The 16,483-nt window shown below is 60.9% G+C and carries 15 protein-coding genes and 1 pseudogene; 6 read left to right on the forward strand and 10 right to left on the reverse strand.

The window, feature by feature from the left end; genetic code table 11:
* The first annotated feature begins 106 nt into the window (after positions 1-106).
* On the forward strand, positions 107-1,558 hold the full coding sequence (locus PQR27_RS22440) for an MFS transporter (protein WP_408525856.1): 1,452 nt from the start codon (positions 107-109) through the stop codon (positions 1,556-1,558).
* A 93-nt stretch (positions 1,559-1,651) separates the two neighbouring features.
* On the opposite strand, the gene PQR27_RS22445 is transcribed toward PQR27_RS22440, so the two are convergent.
* The 7 genes from PQR27_RS22445 to PQR27_RS22475 form a co-directional block, all read right to left on the reverse strand.
* On the reverse strand, positions 1,652-1,843 hold the full coding sequence (locus PQR27_RS22445) for a hypothetical protein (RefSeq protein WP_408525857.1): 192 nt from the start codon (positions 1,841-1,843) through the stop codon (positions 1,652-1,654).
* 285 nt (positions 1,844-2,128) lie between these two features.
* On the reverse strand, positions 2,129-3,034 hold the full coding sequence (locus PQR27_RS22450) for a LysR family transcriptional regulator (protein WP_408525858.1): 906 nt from the start codon (positions 3,032-3,034) through the stop codon (positions 2,129-2,131).
* A 246-nt stretch (positions 3,035-3,280) separates the two neighbouring features.
* Positions 3,281-3,958 (reverse strand): SDR family NAD(P)-dependent oxidoreductase, encoded by a 678-nt coding sequence (locus PQR27_RS22455; RefSeq protein ID WP_408525859.1) that lies wholly within the window; start codon positions 3,956-3,958, stop codon positions 3,281-3,283.
* Positions 3,955-4,767: an SDR family NAD(P)-dependent oxidoreductase gene (locus tag PQR27_RS22460; RefSeq protein WP_408525860.1), complete on the reverse strand. Its 813-nt coding sequence runs from the start codon at positions 4,765-4,767 to the stop codon at positions 3,955-3,957. The genes PQR27_RS22455 and PQR27_RS22460 overlap by 4 nt, the downstream gene beginning before the upstream one ends.
* Positions 4,768-4,856: 89 nt before the next feature.
* Entirely contained in the window at positions 4,857-6,134 is a 1,278-nt protein-coding gene (locus PQR27_RS22465; protein WP_408525861.1) for an MFS transporter, read from the reverse strand.
* Between the two features lie 181 nt (positions 6,135-6,315).
* Positions 6,316-6,717 (reverse strand): tautomerase family protein, encoded by a 402-nt coding sequence (locus tag PQR27_RS22470; RefSeq protein ID WP_408525862.1) that lies wholly within the window; start codon positions 6,715-6,717, stop codon positions 6,316-6,318.
* 251 nt (positions 6,718-6,968) lie between these two features.
* Positions 6,969-7,922 (reverse strand): alpha/beta hydrolase, encoded by a 954-nt coding sequence (locus PQR27_RS22475; protein ID WP_408525863.1) that lies wholly within the window; start codon positions 7,920-7,922, stop codon positions 6,969-6,971.
* A 1,232-nt stretch (positions 7,923-9,154) separates the two neighbouring features.
* Here PQR27_RS22475 and PQR27_RS22480 point away from each other — a divergent pair.
* Positions 9,155-9,439, forward strand: a complete 285-nt coding sequence (locus PQR27_RS22480; RefSeq protein ID WP_408528265.1) for an SET domain-containing protein-lysine N-methyltransferase — start codon at positions 9,155-9,157, stop codon at positions 9,437-9,439.
* On the opposite strand, the gene PQR27_RS22485 is transcribed toward PQR27_RS22480, so the two are convergent.
* Positions 9,373-10,965, reverse strand: a complete 1,593-nt coding sequence (locus PQR27_RS22485; RefSeq protein WP_408525864.1) for a methyl-accepting chemotaxis protein — start codon at positions 10,963-10,965, stop codon at positions 9,373-9,375. The genes PQR27_RS22480 and PQR27_RS22485 overlap by 67 nt on opposite strands.
* Positions 10,966-11,106: 141 nt before the next feature.
* Here PQR27_RS22485 and PQR27_RS22490 point away from each other — a divergent pair.
* Positions 11,107-11,241, forward strand: a pseudogene (locus PQR27_RS22490) (GlxA family transcriptional regulator); the annotation flags it as partial.
* 38 nt (positions 11,242-11,279) lie between these two features.
* Here PQR27_RS22490 and PQR27_RS22495 read toward each other — a convergent pair.
* The gene (locus PQR27_RS22495; RefSeq protein WP_408528266.1) at positions 11,280-12,617 is read right to left on the reverse strand and encodes an MATE family efflux transporter; all 1,338 of its coding nucleotides are present in this window, start codon (positions 12,615-12,617) and stop codon (positions 11,280-11,282) included.
* Positions 12,618-12,817: 200 nt separating this feature from the next.
* On the reverse strand, positions 12,818-14,308 hold the full coding sequence (locus PQR27_RS22500) for an aminotransferase-like domain-containing protein (protein WP_408525865.1): 1,491 nt from the start codon (positions 14,306-14,308) through the stop codon (positions 12,818-12,820).
* A gap of 3 nt (positions 14,309-14,311) precedes the next feature.
* Here PQR27_RS22500 and PQR27_RS22505 point away from each other — a divergent pair, with 3 nt between their 5' ends.
* The 3 genes from PQR27_RS22505 to PQR27_RS22515 all read left to right on the forward strand — a co-directional run bounded on the left by PQR27_RS22505 (position 14,312) and on the right by PQR27_RS22515 (position 16,428).
* On the forward strand, positions 14,312-14,557 hold the full coding sequence (locus PQR27_RS22505; protein ID WP_408525866.1) for a hypothetical protein: 246 nt from the start codon (positions 14,312-14,314) through the stop codon (positions 14,555-14,557).
* Between the two features lie 58 nt (positions 14,558-14,615).
* On the forward strand, positions 14,616-15,080 hold the full coding sequence (locus tag PQR27_RS22510; protein ID WP_408525867.1) for a hypothetical protein: 465 nt from the start codon (positions 14,616-14,618) through the stop codon (positions 15,078-15,080).
* A gap of 127 nt (positions 15,081-15,207) precedes the next feature.
* A complete protein-coding gene (locus tag PQR27_RS22515; RefSeq protein ID WP_408525868.1) occupies positions 15,208-16,428 on the forward strand; it encodes an MFS transporter in 1,221 nt (406 codons plus the stop codon).
* Positions 16,429-16,483: the final 55 nt, after the last annotated feature.

Consider the following 16,483-nt stretch of genomic DNA (forward strand, 5'->3'; position numbering starts at 1 on the left):
ACACGCGCAGGGTACGAAAGGCCGGCATAAGACCGGCTGCGGCGAGCGCGTTCCCGAATCGTCCGCATTCGACCGCATTCGTCCGCATCATCAGGAGACACACAATATGGCATCCCCCGATCAAGCCGGGTCCGTCGCACGCAGCGCCGCGTCTTCGACATCCGTCGCGGCCGCGACGGCTACGCCGCTCGACGCCGGCAGCATCTCCGCGCGTCTCGACCGGCTGCCCGCTACACGCACCGTCTGGAAACTGGTGGTGCTGCTGAGCCTCGGCTTCTTCTTCGAACTGTACGACCTGCTGTATTCCGGCTATGTGGCGCCGGGCCTCGTCAAAAGCGGCTTGCTGACGGCGACGACGCACGGCCTGTTCGGCTCGACCGGGGTGGCGAGTTTCATCGCGGCGTTATTTAGCGGGCTGTTTATCGGCACGATCGCCTGCGGTTTTCTGGCAGATCGCTTCGGGCGCCGCGCGGTGTTCACGTATTCGCTGCTGTGGTACACGGTGGCCAACGTCATCATGGCGTTTCAGGACACCGCTACCGGTCTGAATGTCTGGCGCTTCATTGCAGGAGTTGGCATCGGCGTGGAACTGGTGACGATCGGCACTTACATCTCGGAACTGGTGCCCAAGGATATTCGCGGTCGCGCGTTTGCGTGCGAGCAAGCAGTCGGCTTTACGGCGGTGCCGGTTGTCGCATTTTTGTCTTACCTACTGGTGCCGCGCACATTCCTCGGCCTTGACGGCTGGCGATGGGTCGTGTTGATCGGCGCGCACGGCGCAGTGTTTGTTTGGTGGATCCGGCGCGCATTGCCGGAAAGCCCGCGTTGGCTCGCACAACAAGGGCGTCTAGCGGAAGCGGATCGCGTAATGACCGAGCTAGAAGCGAAAGTGCGCGCAGAGTATGGCCGCGAATTGCCGCCGCCCGCGCCGCCGATGCCGGTTGCACCGCGTGGTAGCTTCCGCGACATGTGGGTGCCACCTTACCGTAGTCGCACGTTGATGATGACGATATTCAACATTTTCCAGACGGTGGGCTTTTACGGCTTTGCGAACTGGGTACCGACGCTGCTCATCAAGCAGGGCATCACGATCACCACGAGCCTGATGTACTCGAGTGTGATCGCTTTGGCTGCGCCAGTAGGTCCGGTTATCGGGCTTTTCATCGGCGACCGGTTCGAGCGCAAGACTGTGATTGTGGTGATGGCTGCCGTGAATATTGTCTGCGGGCTGTGGTTCAGCCAGGCATCGGGCGCGGTGCTGCTGGTGAGCCTCGGGGTGTGCCTGACGCTCGCGGGCAATATCATTTCGTATAGTTTCCACGCGTACCAGGCCGAGCTTTTTCCGACCAGCATCCGCGCGCGGGCAGTGGGCTTCGTCTATTCCTGGAGCCGCTTTTCCGCAATCTTCACGGCGTTTCTGATTGCCGCGGTGTTGAAGGAATTCGGCACTACCGGGGTGTTCGTCTTTATCGCGGGTGCGATGCTGATAGTGATGCTCTCGATTGGGTTGATGGGACCGCGTACGAAGGGGCTCGAGCTCGAAAAAATCTCAAAATAGCAGCCCGTAGAAGCGAGTTGCTACCCAGCACGGGATACTCTTTCTTCGACTGTTGTCTTAAGGGCAAGTCGGTGTCTCCAATTTTGCGCCTTGCTATGCTGACCCTGCTTGCCGATTGTAGTCAGTTCGCCACGATTCAAGTCGCGCGTTGATCTCCATGACCGATTCGAGCGATTGAAAGCCCGCATCATTCATCAGCGCCTCCAGCGAATGAATACAGTTCCATATGGCAGGCATTAAAATAGTTCGCTTCAACGATCCGCCTTCGTGGAATTCATCAAGCATGAGCTAAGCGCGAGGATTGCCTCACAGGATGCCGAGCTACTTTCGTTGTGTGATACGACAGCATATTCAAATCACGATGATTCCAACGCGGCTAAGGCCGTCTCCGAACATGACGGCTTATAGGCCGCTTGACGGCATCCGTTCGCCCGGCAGCACATCCAACGCGGTAAGCGCCTGAGCTAGTTGCTTCGCGCGCCTTTCGCAGTCGCGATATGTGACTGCTCAGCATGACTGAAGACCATGAACTGCCATGTCAGCATCAGAAGCGGCTCAGCTCGCGCCCATTCACGAAGGCGCGATCCCATACCGGCACGCGATGCGTAAGAGCAGCGCGTCCATCTCCTGCAGGATCGGTCGGTGGTCGTCCGTGCGCCACACCAGGGCCGAGGGCATGGCCGGCATATCGATTTCGACGAAAGCGATCTGGGGCGTCGCGTAGTAGCTGGCGGCCCGCTTGGCGAGCATAATCAGGCCCTGCCCGGTACTGACTGCGGAAATGGCTTCGCGGATCGTGCGGATCACCGGCCCTTCCCCGATAGGCTTGCCTTGCGGTGTGTGGTGCGGGAAGTGATAGTTCTGCCACTCCTGGTTGACCGAACCCGGCACCATGCGCACGAGCCGCTCCTGTGAAAGGAGCTCGGGATCGAGCAGGCTGGTGCCGACAAATGGGTGATCCCTCGGCACGCACAGCATGCGCTGGTCACGCATAATGACGGGCCCATTGCGCAGACCCGCCGCGCCCAGCGGCAAGCGGCAGAAGGCGGCATCGACCGAGCCGTCGCTCACGGCGGCATATTGTGTAGCAAAGGTCAGTTCGACGAACTCGAGCTTGATTTCGGGGTGCGCGGCCGTGAATTCCGTCACGAAGGGTTGGTGCAGTTCATAGAAGCCACCGCCGATAAATCCGATCTTCAACTCGCGCAGTTTGCCTGCCGCCTGTCGCTTGCAATCTTCAATCGATGCCTTGAGCTGGATGACCGCAGGCGCGGCGCCGTTGCGCAGCGCTTCCCCGAGCGGGGTCAGGGCCACCCGGCGGCTGGTTCGGTCGAACAACTGGCCGCCTAGCGCGCGCTCTAGTGCCTTGATGGCCTCGGATACCGAGGATTGGCGCATGTAGAGCGTCTCGGCCGCCCGCCCGAAGTGCAGCTCGCGTGCAACTGCCAGAAAGCATTCGAGTTGCTTCAGATCCATCTCGGGTCCCGCTGAATTGGCCGCGAACCCATCGGAATATCCGATGGGACTGCGGGATCATAGTACTGAGGCCTGGCATAGTCGTCCAGAGACAGATCAAACTTCAAAGCGACTTGCCGTATGAGAAGCCGAGACGATTCGAGGTGAGGCCCGACCATATAGATTGCCGATCAAAGTCTTGTAGCACGATGATCCTTGAGCGCCAGCCGCCTCTGGCGCGATCCCCACAGGCGCCATGCCCTTACGTTAATAGGTGGCCCGCCCGCCGGAGATGTCATAGACCGCCCCGGTGGAGAATGTCACCTTGTCCGACACCAGCCAGGCAACCAGCTCTGCCACTTCCGTGGCGCGGCCCATTCGGTTCATCGGGATCTTGCTCAGGGAGCGGGCACGGTTTTCCTCGGACATGTGCGTGACGATTTCCGTATCGATCAAGCCCGGGGCAATGGCATTGACAATGACGCCACTGCTCGCCATTTCCTTGCCCATCGATTTGGTCAAACCGATAACGGCTGCCTTGCTTGCGGAATACGCGCCCATATTTGGGTTGCCCTCTTTACCCGCAATGCTCGCAATATTGACAATGCGGCCCCATCCTCGGGCTGCCATCTGTCTCGCTGCGCCGCGGCACATGTAGAAGGTGCCATTCAGGTTCACGTCGATGGTCCGGTGCCATTCGGCATCCGGCGTTTCCGTCACGGCTGAGTTCGGTCCCGCAACGCCGGCGCTGTTGACCAGGATATCGATGTGCGGTTGCGAGGCGAAGAACGCTTCGACCTCCGCACTTTGGCTCACATCCAGCGTGAGGTTCACGTCACCTGCGATATCTGCCCGAATGACGCGGATGCCATCTGCCTCAAGGCGGGTGGCCACTGCCTTGCCAATGCCTTTGGCCGCGCCCGTCACGATCGCTGTTCTCATCATAGATTCTCCGTCATCTTGCCAATTCGCCAAAAGATGCCACCGCCTGTCATGCCGCCGTCGACGGGAACATCTGCGGCGGTGATGAACGAGGCGTCCGGCCCAAGGAGGAACACCGCAACCTTCGCGATCTCGTCAGGATGCGCGCCCCGCGACAGGGGTGTCGCCTGCCGGTTTCCCTCATGGAACAGGCGTACCTTCCTCTCATCGTGCTGGGCGTTCGCGTTCAACATCATCGGCGTCTCGACCATGCCGGGGCAGATGCAGTTGACGCGGATATTCCGGTTCGCCAATTCCAGGGCCGCGGCGCGCGTCAATCCTCGCAGCCCCCACTTGCTGGCGGTGTAGGCAGCGCTGAAGTACCCGGTCAAGCCAGCGACGGAGGCGACGTTGACGATTGCCCCATGGTCGCTCATCACGCGGGACACGAAGTGCGTCCCGAGGAAGGCTCCGTCGAGGTTGATGGACATGACGTGCCGCCATTCCGCTGCGGAGGTTTCCGTCACGGTTTTCCGCAGCGTGATGCCCGCGTTGTTGATGAGTCCGTGGACAGCGATGCACGATGCCGCAAGTTCACTCACAAAGGCCTCCCATGCCCCTTCATCCGAGACGTCGAGCCTGCGGATAGTCAGACGGCTGGAATCCTCCGTGCAGCGCGACCTGACTGCGGACCACGATTCGGACTGCGCATCGTGGATGTCCAGGGCGATGACATGGGCGCCCAGGTCGAACAGCGTGCAGACCTCTTCGGCCCCTTGTCCCTGCGCTGCGCCGGTGACGACGACGGTTTTTCCGGACCAGAAGTTAGCCATGGATGCCCCCTCCAACAACGGGGCGGCACGCGATGGCGACGGCCACCTTTCCTTTGAGATCTATCGGGTTGATCATGTCGGGCATGGATTCAGGTTTCCTGCGTGGAGATTGAAGTGACTTGATAGGAACAGGGCGGCTCGATCTCCGCGAGATCCATGCCGGCGGTCTCCTGGATCACGAGGCCGGCAATGACTGCGACGAGGCCAAGCGTGATGACGTAGGTGGTATAGAGATGCTCGTTGCCGCTGCCGGACAGATAGGCGTTCAGGTAGGGCGCGGTGCCGCCAAAGATGGCGACCGACAACGACGAGACCAATCCCACGCCCTGCGCACGTGCTCGCGTCGGTACCTGTTCGGAGAGAACGGCCGGGAAGATCGAGGCGATCAGCGCAAAGACTCCAAGGGCCATGACCTGCGCCAGGAACAGCGTCACCGGCGCGGTTGTGACGATGCGCGAGATCGGGTAAGTCAATGCCATCACGCCGATTCCCCAACCCACGACCATCGGCTTGCGGCCGAACTTGTCGGAGAGCCAACCGCAGACCGGCAACCAGAGCACGCAGAGCACTTGTGCCAGCAGGCTGGCCTTGTAGGCGCCAGATGGGCTCATGCCGCGGGCAATTGCCGTGGCTGACCCGAAGGTCACCCACGTGTAGTAGGTGACGTTCGCCGCCGCGGCGAGCATCACGATGTTCAAGCCGATGCGGAACAGCTGATAGCCGGAGAGCGGTTTCGCGGGCTTCACTTCGGCTCGGGTGTGCTCGAAGACCTCGGATTCCTCCGCGCTGCGGCGCAGAAATAGCGCATAGAGTCCGAGCAGACCACCGACGCCGAAGCCGAGACGCCAGCCGTAGGCCTGCATGGCATCGGGCCCGAGGAAGGATGCCAGCGCCGCGGCGAGGGCGGTCGCTCCCATCACGCCGATGGTCACGCTGACGAAGACCGAACTGGACCACAGGCCACGGCGCTCCTTCGGTGCGATTTCCGCGACATAGGTATAGGAGACGCCTGACTCGCCGCCGTGAGCGAGGCCCTGCAGCAGCCGGAAGAACAGCAGCAGTCCCGAAGCCGCGATGCCGATCTGCGCGTAGGTCGGGATCAGTGCGATGCCCGCACTGCTCGCGGCCAGCATGATCATGGTGATGATGAGGGTCGTCTTGCGTCCTAGGCGGTCGCCAAGCTTACCGAAGACCCACCCGCCCACCGGGCGCCCCGCGAATCCGCCGGCGAATACGGCAAGCGTGGACAGGAGCGCCGATTTGGGATCGCCGGACTCGAAAAGATTCCTTGCCAGGTAGATGGAGAAGGTTCCGTACAGGGTCCAGTCAAACCATTCGAGGGCATTGCCTGCGGCTGCGGCTGTCATCGATCTGAGTCGCTGTTCCCGGCTCATAGGTATTGAGTGCATTGCGTTGTCTCCGTCGTTCTTCATGGGCACCGTCACGCGCGGTGCCTCCTGAAACAGACCGCGTCAGCGGCGCTGATGGTTTCGAAGTGCTAGTCCGGTTGCACATCCAGAAAGTTGGGCAACCCAGACGCTGCTCGCGCTACCACCGCGGTGCGATACCCGCGAGTTGTGCGATTCCGCGACCAAAGGAGAAATTCTCAATGGGCACCGGAATAATCGACGTAAAGACGTCGTCGGGCGAAATGCCCACGGTCTCTTCAAGTAGCCGGGCTATGGTGGCGAGCAGCGTCCGCTTTTCCTCAAGAGGCCGGTGCGCTCCGAGTTGTACCGTGATGATCATTGCGTCGGCGGTTCGACTCATGTCCATGAAGGTCGGGTCGATAAAGAGTTCGTCATCGTGATGTTCGCTGATGACTATGAAACGATCCCCAGCAGGAATGCCTAGTCCTTCGGTCAGAGACCGGTTCAAGGCGTTGCCGATTGCCTTCTTCTGCTCCTTTGAAAAACGACCGGCGGGAATGTGGGCGTGAAAAACGGGCATGAAAAATCTCCGATGGGGTCCTAAAAATGTTCTGGCGGCGCTATTGGTTTTGCGTCGAAAGCGTCGTGGGTTCGGTGACGATGGCCTTATCCGTCTCGTGGCATTTCAGGCGCGTTGAGGCTCCCAAAACACCGGATTCAAGTGATTGTCTTGCCAGGTAGAGGGGAAACTTCCGTACGCGGTCTCGTCGGATCACTCGAGGGCATTGCAGACGGTACGTTTAGTTGTCTCCATGGCGTATTTGAGTGGCATTACGCGAGGTGCTTCCTGAACCAGTCCGCGGCCGCGGCGCTGGTGGTCCCAAAGTGCTCCATGTAGACGCTGTAGTGTCCGCCCGGCAAAAGCATCAGCTGTTTGGGCTCGTGTGCCTGCTGGAAGGCCTTTTGCTGCAGATCCGCCGGCGTCAGGCCATCCCCGGTCGCGACGATCAGCAGCAGCGGGGTGGGCGCGATGTACGGGATGTACGTGCCGGGCATGTATGCGCGGGCAAGTTCAAGCGAGCGCAACGTCACCTCGTTGACCCAGTTTGCGCAACGTCGGGCTTCCGTGCCCATATAGTCATAAGAATCGCGCCCGGGATAGGCGACCGCGGCCTCCGGGTCTGCGTCGATGAGAGGCAGCGTGACCGGAGGCTGGCCTGCAAAGCGCGCTTCACGATCGCGCTCGAACGCGGCTTGCAGCGCTTGCGCCTTCTCGTAGCGCATGCGCCGTTGTCCTGCAGCATAGCCGTCGATCGTCGGCACCTGGCTGACGACGCATTTCACGCGCTTGTCGATCGCGGCGACCACCAGAGCATGACCGCCGCTGTAACTCGAACCCCAAATGCCGATGCGTTCGCGGTCGACCTCCGGACGGCTGCGCACATAGGAGATCGCAGCGCGGAAATCCTCAATCTGCCAGGCCGGATCGATTTCCTGCCGCGGCAGCCCATCGCTGCGGCCCAGTCGGCGGAAGTCAAAGGTGAGCGCCGCCATGCCGGCCCCCACGACAGCGGCGGCGTAGTCTTCCAGGTCACCGCCCGCAACCATCGCCCAGCCATGCGCCAGCACGATGGCGGGAACCGGCCCCGATGTGTCGGCCGGCAGGTAGAAGGTGCCACGGACGCGAACATTCTGTACTTCGAATTCAATCGACTCTGCCGATCTATTGAGTTGTATCCCGGTCAGCGCGTCACGGCCGACCTCCAGGGACATCTGATCCATCATGCTCCGCTCCATCGCGTTGTATGAGTGGCAAGTCTGGACCAGGCGATGCGGAGGAACAAGCGGCAATATCACGACGATCGATCGGTAATCACGATCAATGCGGCTGGACATATCCGCGCTGGCCGATCGAGCCAGCCGTTCAGGCAAAAAACTATGGTCGTGCCGGTTCAGAGACAGGCCGGCCCGCCGCGACGGGCCGCAGGCGCCACAAGAAACCAGAATGGTTTCAGCCCGTGGACGTCATGGCACATCATCTGCGAGAAGCCTGGCTATCAGTACAGTTGCACAATCCGTTTTCGGAACTCGTCCGGCGTCGCCCCTCATCAACGGGTGCAACATCGCGATGAACGCGGACGACGTAATCCGGTTTCAGCGCCAAGGCTATCGCTGCGCTCATCGATCTCGCTGCCAGGAAATTGGAAGACCTGTCGTCTTTGGCACACCAACGGGTATCACGCGCTCTTCGATCCCCACTACTCGCGGAAAATATGGTCAGAAATAAAGCGGCTTTTCACTGTGCAACTGTAGTTCATCGAATCAACTCATACGCCGAGGCGATCAAGCAGTTCTCCGCTACTGACTAAAAAGATCGATCGAGTTACGCCGTTGGGCGTGATCCATTCTTATACAACGGGTCGACAAGGGAAGCTCACGTCACTGAGGGACCCTCGTCCGTCGGGACCGACGCGAACTTCCGGCTGCGGCCATGAAGCGTCATTCGAAAGAGCGGGTCCCAGGATATTGAGGGGTCCGTTTGGGCCACGAATCGGCCACCCGATCGGTTTGGAAAACGACCGGATCTCGCTTTGTGGGCCTACGCAATACATCACTGCGGCTATGTTCAATCACGCCATGCAACCGGTCGCGTCCTCATCGCCGCCGCGTAGTGTTGTGAAGCTAACGCGGCTAAGTTTTCCAATCCTTACGCTTGAGGAGCGCTCGCTAACACCCGCGCTCGGGTACGTTTTCAACAGGAAATGGCTCGAGTCGTACGAGTCAATCGTTTTGATCCTGTGGAAGTTCAAGACGGCCAATGCGCTTCCTGGGTGCGCTCTCGCCCAACTGATGGGGCCGCGTGTGGATCCGCACGAAGGGGTGGTGCGGCAACTGGAAGCGATCGAGCTTGAGCGCTTACCCAGCACACTTGATCTGCCGGCGAAACTACTGCGTGCTGCGCTCCTGCCGGCACTTCAGCATCGGCCTTGCAGCGAGTCATTCCGCTACTGCCGCCGATGCATCGCTTGCGGGTACGACAGCGCTGGCTGAACTACGCCTGCACGCCGAACCGCGAGGCCGTCGAGGATGAGGGTCGCATCTTCATCTTCGCGCTCCGACCGGTTCATGCAGGCGAAGAGCTGTTCATCGACTATCAACTGGCCATCGACGATGCCCGGGACGACGAGGCTCGCGCTCAAAGCCTCCTATCCCGCCACCGCCGCCTCGGTCGGTCTCAGCAACGCGCCCCGCCCGAAGCCTCGCGGCACTGCGCCGGCAAAGCCTTCGTCGTCGGAGGGTGAGCCGTTTGCGGCACGGACATGTCACTCACCCGGAACACCGACACTGCTTCCCGCAACGCCTGCGCCTGCTGATACATTGACTGCGTCGCAGCCGATGCCTGTTCGACCAACGCCGCGTTTTGCTGGGTGACCGTGTCCATCTGACTGACCGCACGGTTCACCTGATCGATCCCGGCGCTTTGCTCTTCCGAAGCGGCTGCGATTTCCTTGACGATGCCCGTGACACGTGTCACCGCCTGAACGATCTCGCCGATCGTGCGGCCCGCTTCGGCGACCAATTGCGAACCGGTGTCCACACGCGACACGGACTTGTCGATCAGCTCCTTGATTTCTTTCGCCGCGGTTGCGCTGCGCTGCGCGAGCGAGCGCACCTCGGCTGCGACCACCGCAAACCCTCGTCCCTGTTCACCTGCGCGCGCGGCTTCGACCGCCGCATTGAGCGCGAGAATGTTGGTCTGGAACGCAATGCCTTCGATCACACTGATGATTTCTGCGACCTTGGACGAACTTTCGGAGATGCCCAGCATGGTCTCGACCACCTGACCGACTACGGCGCCGCCGCGCTGGGCGACACCCGACGCGTTCTCGGCCAGCGACGCAGCCTGCCTGGCGTTTTCCGCGCTCTGGCGCACCGTACCGGCTAGCTGCTCCATGCTCGACGCCGTTTCCTCAAGCGAGGCCGCCTGTTCCTCGGTACGCTGAGACAGATCGTCATTGCCCGCTGCGATCTCGTGCGCACCGGTGGTGATCGATTCGGCCGAATGCTTGATGCCGTGGATGATCGCGGTCAGGCGCTGCTTCATGTCACTCATCGCGAGCAGCAGGTTCTCCCGATTGCCGGTCGACGCATTCACCGCGACCGTCAGGTCGCCACCGGCGATCTGCTTGCACAGATGCGCAGCGTAGTCAGGTTCGCCGCCGAGCGCCTGTTGAATCGAACGGGACAGCACGACAATCCAGCCCAGCACAATCGCGAGCACGGCGATGAGGATCGCGATCACTGTCTGCACCGAGCGCTGATTGCTGCTTTCGGCCTGCTCGTTGCTCTGCTCGGCGAGCTTGCTGACGTCGTCGATCAGCGACTGAAGCGAAGCCTGCAGTGGCAGGAATTGCGAGTGATAAAGCGCGCTCACCTGGTCGTTGGCGGTTTTCGGATCGGTCGCCGCCAGCTTGATGATTTCCAGCGATTGCTGGTTGTATGCCTTCCAGCCGGTAACCACCTGGTTGAAGTGATCGCGGTTTGCCGGAGTCGCGAACATCGGAGCGATGATATTCGACCATTTGCTGACGTTCTCTTCCGAATCCGAGAATACCTTTTGGGTGTCGGCTGAGGTCGGATCCAGCTCCAGTGTCGCCATCAGGCTGGCCTTAATTTCGGTCATGCCGCGCACTTCGACTGCTCGTCTTCGTACGTCGTGGTTCGCGTGGCTGACTGCGCTGAATCCCAGATACGTCGCGATGATCCCGCCAGAGATCGCGACAATGGTGACGACCATTAATGCCCGAAGTTTCTGTCTGACTGTCATTGTTGTTCTCTCGTATTGTTATTGTGTACCCCGACTGAGGTCCCCTCTGTTAATTATATTGGGGACTGTGACAGATAGTGTCACTCAAGAATGACAAAAATATAAACAAAGATGCATAATTTTTTGTATTGACCGGGTAACCGCGCCGAACTCGAACAGAGCAGGGATCTGCTTGATTTGATCGCAAGTGAAGCGGGCTTTCGCGATCTCCGCCATGGGCGGAAAGCGTTGATCCGCGGCTTTGGCCTTCCTCCTCAGGCGGTCCGCAGAGGAGCGTGGCATTCTGTCTTTTCCATACCGTCCCGGCCGGTGCTTCAGAACCCGCCACGCCGGCCGGTAACGAACCAGCGCCCTGAAGCGGCCGACCAGAAAACGATCGCTCCGTACGTCACCATTGCGCCAGCACCGATTGCAAAGAACAGCGACAGCGACCCAGTGATTTTCAGCGCAAACGCGCCGACGCCCGCATACAGTGCGAGCCGCAGCGCGCCTGCACCAATCGGCCATTTGAGCCGGCCCGCGCCCTGTGCCGCGAAGTAGAGCGAGAAGCCGAGCCCCAGGAAACCGTAGAACGGACCGATGATATGCAGGCATGCGGAGCCGGTCTGCAGCAACTGTTCGTTCGCGCCGAACAGTTGCAGCCACGCGTGAGGCCACAGGGCTGCCGCGATACCGACCAGTTCGGCGAGCGCGAACGCCATCGCGCCTCCGGTCAGCGCGATGCTCCGCGCTCGTTCGTGTTGCCCTGCACCGATGTTCGCGCCGACGAGCGCGACCATCGGTGCGCCGAGACCGAATGCGACCGGCATCAGCAGGTATTCGAGCCGCGCGGCGGTGGCATAGCCGGCGAGCGCCGCTGTGCCTGCGTGCGCACCAACGGCGGCGCCCGTTAGAGCGATCAGCGCGTTCGTCAGCAGCGGATTCAGGCATGCAAGGCCACCGACCGTGAGGATGCTCCGCATCGGCGCCCAATGCAGCGGGCCGCGCAGAAGGCGAGCCGGATTGCGTCCGCTCGCGCAATACCAGCCAAGTATCAACGTGCCCGCCGTATAGTAGGCAATCAGTGCCCACGCGCCGCCCGCGACGCCAAGGTGCGGCAGCGGCCCGATGCCAAAGATCAGGCACGGCGACAGCGGAATCAGCAGTACTGCGCCGCCACAAATCACCGCGCCGGGCACGGTCATGTTGCCGGTGCCGCGTATCACGTTCGCGAGAGCGTTCATCGCCCACATCAGTGGTAGCCCGGCGAGCACGACATGTCCGTAGGTACTGGCGGCGTCGAGTGCCGCGCCGTGTGCGCCGAGCGTCTCGAACAGCGGTCGGGCGATCGGCAGCAGGATCAATGAGAATGCGATGCCGATCAGCGTGTTGAGCGCGACCGCATGCCGTGCGAGCTGATTGACCAGTTCCGTGTTGCCGGCGCCGAGCGCACGCGCGACTGACGACGAGATGCCGCCGCCCATCGCACCTTGTGACATGTTCTGCATCAGCATCAACACCGGCACGACCACTGCCACACCCGCAAGCACCTGGGTGCCGAGCTTCGCGAGAAACCACGTTTCCACGAGGCCTGTCGACGACTGGGCCAACATCATCAGCATGTTCGACCAGCCCATCCGTGCGAGCAGTGGCGCAATCGGCGCCTCGAGCATGGCTTGCAGGCGCGCGTGAGTCGCGTGCGGTGTTTGTACGACGGCTTGTGGCGAGACCGTATTCATCAGCGCTTTGAAGAAGTGTATGGAGAGGAGCGCGCAGCGGCGCTGCGCGTCGCGCTAGCCGAGATCTACTCGGACGAGTTCGCGGAGGCTTTCGGGCAACCGTGACCAGCGTCAGCGATGGTAATCGCGCTCGCTCATTCGGTCGAATCCAGATCGTCCTCGCTGGCATTCAGGATCGCGCTCAGCGTGCGCAGGCCAGCATCGAGCTGATCCATGGTCGGGGCAGCCAGCGCAAGCCTGACGGCATTCGGCGCATGGCCGGGCGAGACCGCGAAGGTTGTCGATGGGGTCAACGCAATGTCACGTCTGGCCGCGGCGGCGACCAGCGCCTGCGAGCGCCAGTGCGCTGGCAGCGTCAACCACAGGTGAAAGCATTTTCCGTTCGTCTGGATGTCGAAACCCGATAGACGCTCGGCCGCCAGTTCCTGACGCACGATCGCATCAAGGCGCTTCAGTCTTGCAAGCTCTGTAATGGTGCCGTCGCTCATCAATCGTTGCGCGGCCGCAAATGCAAATCCCGATGCGGTCCATCCACCCGAGCGCACCGAGGCCATCACGCTTTCACGCAGCCGCTGCGGCGGCACGATGAAGCCCAGCGTTAAGCCCGGTGCAACCTTTTTCGAAAGACTATCGATGACAACGCACATGTCCGGCGCAAGCGCGGCAAGCGGCGGCGCGTTGTCGAGGAACCCGTAAACGTTGTCCTCGATGATTGGAATACCTAGCTTTTCGACAGTCCGCAAGAGATCTTCCCGGCGCGCTGCGCTCATTGTCATACCCAACGGATTCTGGATCGCCGGTTGAATGTAGATCGCTGAGAGATTGGCCTCACGATGCGCCTTTTCCACCGAGTCAGGCCGTACACCACCTTCATCCATCGCGAGCGGCACCAGCGAGATACCCAGCCGGGCGGCAATGCCCTTGATAAAGGGGTAGGTCAAAGCCTCCACGCCGCAGCGTCCGCCCGTAGGAACGAGCGCGGCGACGACTGCGGCAATGCTTTGCCGCCCATTTCCCGTAAACACCAGTTGTTCAGGGGAGGGCGACCAGCCATCCAGCGACAGATACTCGGCGGCAACGCTGCGCACGGCCGGCGTCCCGCCACTGGTCGCCTGCCCCAGGGCGGCGCCGAGCTCCGCAGGGCTTTCCAGCCCATTCAGACTTCTTGCGATGAGCGCAGTTTGATCGGGAAGTATGGGGTAATTGAACTCGAGGTCGATCCGGACGCCGCGCGGTTCGCCTGGCGCCGCCACGCCGCGCTTCGTATCACCCGAGACGTAAGTGCCCCTGCCTACCTCGCCGACGACAAGCCCGCGGCGCAATAGCTCTGCATAGACCCGGCTCGCTGTCGATGCGGCGATCTTTCGCTGATCGGCGAAATTGCGCTGCGGAGGCAGGCGGTCACCGGGCCTGAGCGTGCCGTCAGCAATTTCTGCGGCGATTATGTCGGCCAACTTCAGATATTCGGATTTCGACATCATTGCACCGAGGTCAATGTTTATTGTACCGAGAACAATGTTTTTATTGCACCGACTTTCATGTCGAGTCATTCTTTCTTCATCAAATCGATTGTACCGGGACTGCCAACGCCTACAGCCAGGCAGGCAAAGACGTGAAGGAGACATCACATGAGCCCGACCGAAAAGACATTGCGCTGGGCCGTCGATAAGTGGCTTGCGTCCACTCCCGCGACGCCCGCGCGCGTCGTGCGCTTCTGCCGCACGCAGATGCATCACCGCTACGTGTGCGTGGAGGCAATGGGTCCCCGCGGTCTGCTGTCGATCTTCTTCTTCCGTCACGACGACGGATCGTGGAATGTGTACCCGCCCGCGCAAGTGCGACCGGCAATGACTGTGCGGGGGACTGCACGATGAAAAACGGCAATGGGGCGAATGACGCCATCGGTCCGCGCATCGAGCGGATTGCGCTGACATGATCGACCCAATGGACTACGAGGAGGCGTTTTCGAAGCGCGCTCCAACCGATCTCGTCGCGTTGACGCCCAAATCGGAACGCCTGTTCAAAGCATCTGTCATTGTGGTCTGTGGCTGGGCAGTGATCGAGGCAATACTGGAACTTGGCAGCTCGATCGATTCGACCTTGTTACTCGCCCTGGTGACGTTGAAGGTATTGATGTGCATCATTGGTGCACTCGCTATCCTCAACCTGCCCTTTGCCCGTCATGCCTTTACGTTCTTCTGCGGAGCGAGCGTATTTGTCGTAGCACCAGCATTACCTCATGAGTACACGCGTTGCGCTTCTTTTGCACTCTTCGCGACCGTCGAGTGCATTGCCAAAGCAGTATGCATTGCATCGTTCGCACTCGGGTCGTCCGGAGGAGGCAGGGCAGGTGATCATATAAGATCAGGAAGCCGCACGGCCACCGACCAGGAATGAACATGTCAACATCTTGAGTCTGGGATTGCTGTCAATGTCCAGCGGGCTATTCAGGTAAATGTGTGTCCAACTTCGCGCGCGCCTGGCTATGAGCCATTACTGACCTTTTCCCTCTGAAAATCCCACTGTGACAGAACCACACCATTCCCGCGCCCACAGCCTCGCGTTGGCAGCGAGCCTCGTATTGATTGCATTCTCGCTACGCACGCCCATTACGAGCGTCGGTCCCATCCTCCTCGAAGCGGTTCGAGCGACACACATGACGCCCGCCGGCGCGAGCCTGCTGACTACTCTGCCGTCGCTGTGCTTTGGTCTGTTCGGGCCGCTTGCACCGATGCTCTCCCGTCGTGTGGGCAGCGAACGGGCATTGCTCGTGCTGCTGGTGCTGGTCACTGCCGGCACCGCCTTGCGGGCCGTCCCATCATGGCAGATGTTGTATGCCGGACAAGTCGTCGCCTGCTTTTCGATCGGCTTGATGAATGTACTGCTGCCCGGCGTTGTGAAGCGCGATTTCCCGCATCACGTTGCGCTCATGATTGGACTGTACAGCGCCGCGATGTGTGCGGGCGCGGCCGCGGCCGCCGGAGCAACGGCGCCAATCGCCAATACCGTAGGACGCCTTCTCGGTGAGACCGGTGGCAATGCATGGGCGTGGGCACTGGCGCTCTGGGCGCTGCCCGCCGCACTGGCGGCGCTCACGTGGCTCGGGCAACTGCCTCCCGCGGAAACTCGCGCTGCAAGGGGCAGTCAAGTCGTTCGCGGCTTGTGGCGAGACCCGCTCGCATGGCAGGTCACACTGTTCATGGGCTCGCAATCGTCGCTTGCATACATCGTGTTCGGTTGGCTGGCAACGGTTTTGCGCATGCGCGGAATGAGCGCAGTCGATGCAGGGTTCATGCTGTCGCTCAGTGTGATTGCTCAGGCCGCAGCGTCTCTTCTGGTGCCTTTCCTGATCGCGCGCCTTCCGGACCAACGCGCGGTGAACGTCATCGCACTGATGTTGACCGCCATGAGTCTCATGGGTTGTTTCTTCGCACCTCTGTCGACGATGTGGGGCTGGGCACTGCTGCTCGGCTTCGCGCAGGGGAGTGCCTTTACGCTCGCGCTCACCGTCATAGGGTTACGCTCGTACGATTCGCACGTGGCCGGGCAACTCTCCAGCATGGCTCAAGGGGTTGGCTATCTGATTGCGTCCAGCGGCCCATTCATCGCCGGATCGTTGCTGCACGCAACCGGCTCTCTTCACAGTCTGGCCATACTGTGCGTAGCGATTTGCGCGATGTCCGCCTGGTTTGGTTATGCCGCTGGCCGGCGCGAGCATGTGAACGTTGCGTCCGCAACCAGCTAGAGAACCGTGTGGGGAGGATTGGGATGCACTTTTACTTTTATCCGACTACCTCATC

Origin of the sequence: Paraburkholderia fungorum (assembly GCF_046027215.1) — a bacterium.
GTDB lineage: Bacteria > Pseudomonadota > Gammaproteobacteria > Burkholderiales > Burkholderiaceae > Paraburkholderia > Paraburkholderia fungorum_D.